Origin of the sequence: Streptomyces sp. NPDC001941, from assembly GCF_040296945.1 — a bacterium.
GTDB lineage: Bacteria > Actinomycetota > Actinomycetes > Streptomycetales > Streptomycetaceae > Streptomyces.
Genome location: NZ_JBEOYE010000210.1, coordinates 1 through 4,476, shown reverse-complemented (window position 1 = coordinate 4,476; position 4,476 = coordinate 1). Strand labels below are relative to the sequence as shown.

The 4,476-nt window shown below is 69.3% G+C and carries 5 protein-coding genes; 2 read left to right on the top strand and 3 right to left on the bottom strand.

The annotated features are described in order from the left end of the window. Positions 1-135: 135 nt before the first annotated feature. From ABT160_RS46455 to ABT160_RS46445, 3 genes are all read right to left on the bottom strand, one after another. Positions 136-846, bottom strand: a complete 711-nt coding sequence (locus ABT160_RS46455) for a hypothetical protein (RefSeq protein ID WP_351656327.1) — start codon at positions 844-846, stop codon at positions 136-138. A 176-nt stretch (positions 847-1,022) separates the two neighbouring features. Continuing rightward, a complete protein-coding gene (locus ABT160_RS46450) occupies positions 1,023-1,424 on the bottom strand; it encodes an SMI1/KNR4 family protein (protein ID WP_351656333.1) in 402 nt (133 codons plus the stop codon). 2 nt (positions 1,425-1,426) lie between these two features. Continuing rightward, complete coding sequence (locus ABT160_RS46445) at positions 1,427-2,029, bottom strand: CGNR zinc finger domain-containing protein (protein WP_351656325.1); 603 nt, start codon at positions 2,027-2,029, stop codon at positions 1,427-1,429. A 102-nt stretch (positions 2,030-2,131) separates the two neighbouring features. Between ABT160_RS46445 and ABT160_RS46440 the strand changes: the two genes are divergently transcribed. Together ABT160_RS46440 and ABT160_RS46435 are read left to right on the top strand one after the other, a co-directional pair. Continuing rightward, entirely contained in the window at positions 2,132-3,337 is a 1,206-nt protein-coding gene (locus ABT160_RS46440; RefSeq protein WP_502984429.1) for an epoxide hydrolase family protein, read from the top strand. Positions 3,338-3,739: 402 nt separating this feature from the next. Continuing rightward, positions 3,740-4,444: a thioredoxin domain-containing protein gene (locus ABT160_RS46435; RefSeq protein WP_351656322.1), complete on the top strand. Its 705-nt coding sequence runs from the start codon at positions 3,740-3,742 to the stop codon at positions 4,442-4,444. Positions 4,445-4,476 lie beyond the last annotated feature (32 nt).

Here is a 4,476-nt window from a genome sequence, read left to right as displayed (position 1 = left end):
GCGGAGAGGCTAAACGCCCCTGGAGGGCCGGTAAGGCCTGGAGTGGAAATCCCACCCCAGGCACGGCCCGTTGAACGGGGAACCCACCCGAAGGCCAAGCCGCACGCCACCGGCCGCCAGACGGGAGTCGCCCTCCTATAGGAGGGGGAGGATGTCAACCGGTTGCTCGTCGCGCCAGGTGGGGCTGCCCGTGTGCCAGACGTCCGCGATGCTCGGATGCCGTACGGCGTCGAGCTCGTCGTCGGCGAGCAGATCCGCGATCAGCTCCCGGGGGCCGAACACCTCGGTGGCGCTCAAGTCCTCGTCCGTGACGACGAACCACGAGCCCTCGACGGGCCATGTGCTTTCGACGGGCCACCAGTGGGCCGGGAACACCCTCCAGGAGTCCCGCAGACCGTCGAAGTGGGCCAGCGCGCTGCTCAGGGGACCGCGGTCGGCCTTCACCGGGTATCCGGGGGTGTGGACCGAGGCGGGTACCCAGAAGCATTCCGTTTCGGCACCTTGTGCACTGTGGCGGGCCGTGACCGTGAGGAGGCGCGCGAGTGTGTCCCGGTCGATCTCGCCGATCGTCGGCTCCTCGTAGCCCTCTGTGAGAGGGCGTGGAAGGCGGCCGAAGACACGGAAGGACGGCGTGAACATCCAGTCGCCGAGCTGCTTGCCGTACGGCCTGAGGAAGTCGTTCCAGCGCACCTTCTGCCCACCGACCCTGATCGGGTGAAGCACCCAGCACCGGTCCGCGAAACCCTCCGTGGGCTCGTGTCCCAGGAGGTCGCCTTCCACGTGCGGGCGCAGGCCGTTCAGCGGGTCGTCGTCGGGAACGGGGGAGAACATCAGTACCTCACGCATGCCACTACACGGGGTCAAGGAACAGTGAAACGAGCTGGTGGATGCCGTGGGGGAATGGACCGCGGATCCGTTGCTCGAATTGTGCCGATGCTATGGGACGTACCCGTGGCGAAGCACCGGAATATCGCCGCCGCGATCCCAACCCGGGAATGGGGAACCGTCCGTGGGGGCTGTGGTCAGTTGTTCTGGGAGTCACTGTCTCCCCAGTTCCATCCGGTTCGCGGGAACTGTTCCAGGAAGGTGGAGAGGGAGGGGGCCTGGTGGATGGCGTCTGACCAGTTCTCCGCGGAGACGTCGAAGGTCACCAGGGGCGGGACGTCCTGGCGAAAGTCGTAGGCAAGTAGTTCGCGGCTGCCGTCCCCTCCTATGACGACGGCGCTCGGGAACCGCTTCTGGAACTCGCCGGCCTCATTGATGCCGATGAGTTCGGCCAGAGGGTCGATCGCCAGAAAGTCGTCAGCGGGAGGAACGAACTGGCTGAGACTCCCCGTAGTGGCTAGGAATTCCCGGTAGTCCTGGGGGAAGCGGACTCCGAAGTGCTGCTCGACCTGCGCGATCTGTGCGTCATTCGGACCCATGCTCACGAAGCGGCTCCATCGAGAGTGACACCCGTCCGGGAAGACGGGGTTTCGTGGTGCCTCGCGTTGAAGCGGGCCTTCTTGTGGCGGTTGCCGCAGGTGTTCATGTCGCACCAGCGGCGGGTGCGGCTGCGGCTGGTGTCGAAGAACGCTGCCCGGCAGGTCGGTGACGCGCACAGGGCCAGGCGCCCGTCGCGTTCGCCCGCGATGATGTCGATCGCGTCGGCGGCGATGACGCCGAGGGCGTCCTCCACGCTGGAGCCGGGGTTGAGCCGCCAGCGCTTGACCCCCTCCGGCCTGAGGAAGGCCGTGGCGCGGCCCTGAGTGCTGCGCGCGTTGATGACCTGGAGTGCGGGCCCAGGCAGTGCGCTGTGGGTCGCGGCCGCCGTGGCGGCGGCGTGGACGGCCTCCCTCAGCTCCCGGGCAAGTCCGAGCTGGTCAAGGGTGCAGGAGCCGACGGTGAGGCCGCTCACCGCCAGCCAGTCCACGAGCCGCTGGGGCGTGGGGATCCGTTCCACCGGATCGCCGTGACGCTCCGACAGGGTCCCCGTGAAGCTCGTCGCCAGCACGCTGCCGAAGCGGAAGTCAGGAAACTCGGAAGGCATGGAACCACCGTAGCCGGTTACACGACCAGAAGAGTGCGAACCGTCTTAGCTGGTTCACCGGGCGGTGCCCGGTGGCCGGCTCCGCTATGCCTGGGAGGCCTGATGTCCCGTACGACCAGTGATGTGCACGCTGCGATGTCCGCACGGGTGGAGGTGGTGGAGGTGTTCGAAGCCCGCGCGAGCGATGCCGACCTCCAGGATCTGCGGGCGCGCCTGGCCGCGGCGCGGCTGCCGGAGGCGGAAACGGTCCTGGGCGCCGCACCCGGCCCCGGCCGCTGGGCACAGGGCGTACCGCTCGCCGACCTCATCGACGTCGTCGACTACTGGCGCACCGGCTACGACTGGCGCCGGTTCGAGGAACGCCTGGAGCAGGTCGGCCAGTACCGCACCACCATCGACGGCCTCGGCATCCACTTCCTGCACCGGCGCTCGCCCAGGGCGGACGCCACCGCCCTGATCCTCACCCACGGATGGCCCGGCAGCATCGCCGAGTTCGTCGACGTGATCGACGAACTGGCCGATCCGAAGTCCGCGGACACCCCGGCCTTCCACGTCGTCGCGCCCTCGCTGCCGGGCTTCGGCTACAGCGACAAGCCTGCCACCACCGGATGGGGAACGGAGAAGACCGCCGCCGCATGGGTGCAGCTGATGCAACGGCTCGGCTACCCCACCTTCCTGGCCCACGGCGGTGACTGGGGCGGCAACATCACGACCGTCCTCGCCGGCCGGTACCCGGAGCACGTCCTGGGCATCCACACCACGTTCGCCGAGGCACCGCCCGGCATGACGACGGACGGTCTGACACCGGCCGAGCGGGCCTGGACCGAGGAGACGTACGACTTCTGGCACCACCGCGCCGCCTACGCCAAGCAGCAGGCGACCCGGCCGCAGACCATCGGGTACGCGCTCGTCGACTCACCCGTCGGGCTGCTGGCCTGGATCCTCGACAAGTTCGCCGAATGGTCCGACACCGACGACAGCCCCTTCGAGACGCTCTCCATCGACCGCGTCCTGGACGACGTCACCCTGTACTGGCTGACCCGGACCGGTGCGTCGGCGGCCCGCATCTACTACGAGAGCCACAACTCCCTCGACCCCGACCTCAAGGTCGACGTCCCGGCGGCCATCACCACGTACCCCCGCGACATCGAGAAGTACCCGCGCCCCTGGGCGCGGCAGCGCTACCGGAACATCGTCCGCTGGACATCCCCGGAGTCCGGCGGGCACTTCCCGTCGCTGGAGGTCCCCGGCTTCTTCGTCCGCGACCTGCGGGAGGGCCTCGGCGCGGTGCTGGCGGCGCGTCGGTGAGGATGGGGAAGGTGCGGGGACCGGGGGTCCCGGTCCTTGCGTGAGGCGCGTGAGCGGGGCAGCTCATGGTGAGCGCGTTCAGGTCGATGACCAGTCCGGGGGCGGCAGCGCCGTGCCACCGCGCCTTGCGACGCGGGTCTTTGGCCTGAGTGCGTGGGACTTTGGTCCGCCGCTGAGGGGTGGCGGCATCGATAGCCTGTTCACGACTCAGCCCCTGTCGGAGGGCTGAAGTCCCTCCCGTTGCGGACGTCATGCGTGCCCGACTCGCCTGCGCCGACGAACCCTCGGCTGCCTCGACTCGGCCACCGGAAGACTCCGGCCCGACTCCCTTCCCTTCCCTTTCGCTTGTGCATGAACAGCTTGGAGCTGCGTGTGGTGTCCTCTGCTGGAACTCGTCGTGCGATGACGGTGGGCACCGCCCTCCTCGTCACCCTGGTCGCCTCGGCCTGTGGCGGGGAGGCCGGACCGTCACCGGCTCCCCACGTCTCCACGGCGGCACCCACCGCTCAGGCGGCCGCGGGGCAGAGCCAGTTGGCAGGCCTGCCGGCCCGGATGGACAAGGACGGCGTGACCATCGTCGTGGGTGAGCCGGCAGCCCCGCACACCATGAGGATCCTGGAGGATCCGAGGTCTCCGCACTGTGCCGTGTTCGCGACGGCAGCCGGTGCCGAGGTGGCCCGCAGGGCGGCCGCCGGTGAGCTCAAGGTGGAGTACGTCATCGCCTCCTTCCTCGACTCCAACCTGGGCGGCAAGGGCTCCCTGCGCGCCGCGAACGCCCTGCGCGCGTCCGTCGAGGCGGGCAACTTCGCCGCGTACCACGCCGCCCTGTTCGCCTCACAGCCGAAGGAGACGGTGGACGGCTTCACGACGGACTTCCTCCTCGACGTGGCCGGCAAGGTGCGGGGTCTGCGGAGCAGTGCGTTCGACCAGGCCGTGCGGTCCCTCGCGTACCGGTCCTGGGTGACCAAGGCGCAGAAGGCCTTCCGTGGCTCCGGTGTGCAGGGCGCGCCCACGGTCCTGGTGGACGGTGAGCCGTTGGCACCGGCATCGGCACGTGATGACGCGAAGGAGTTCGTTCGGGCCCTGGAGCGGGTCCTGCCGGGTTGAGGGATGCCGAGAGCGGCGGCCCCCCCGGTGGG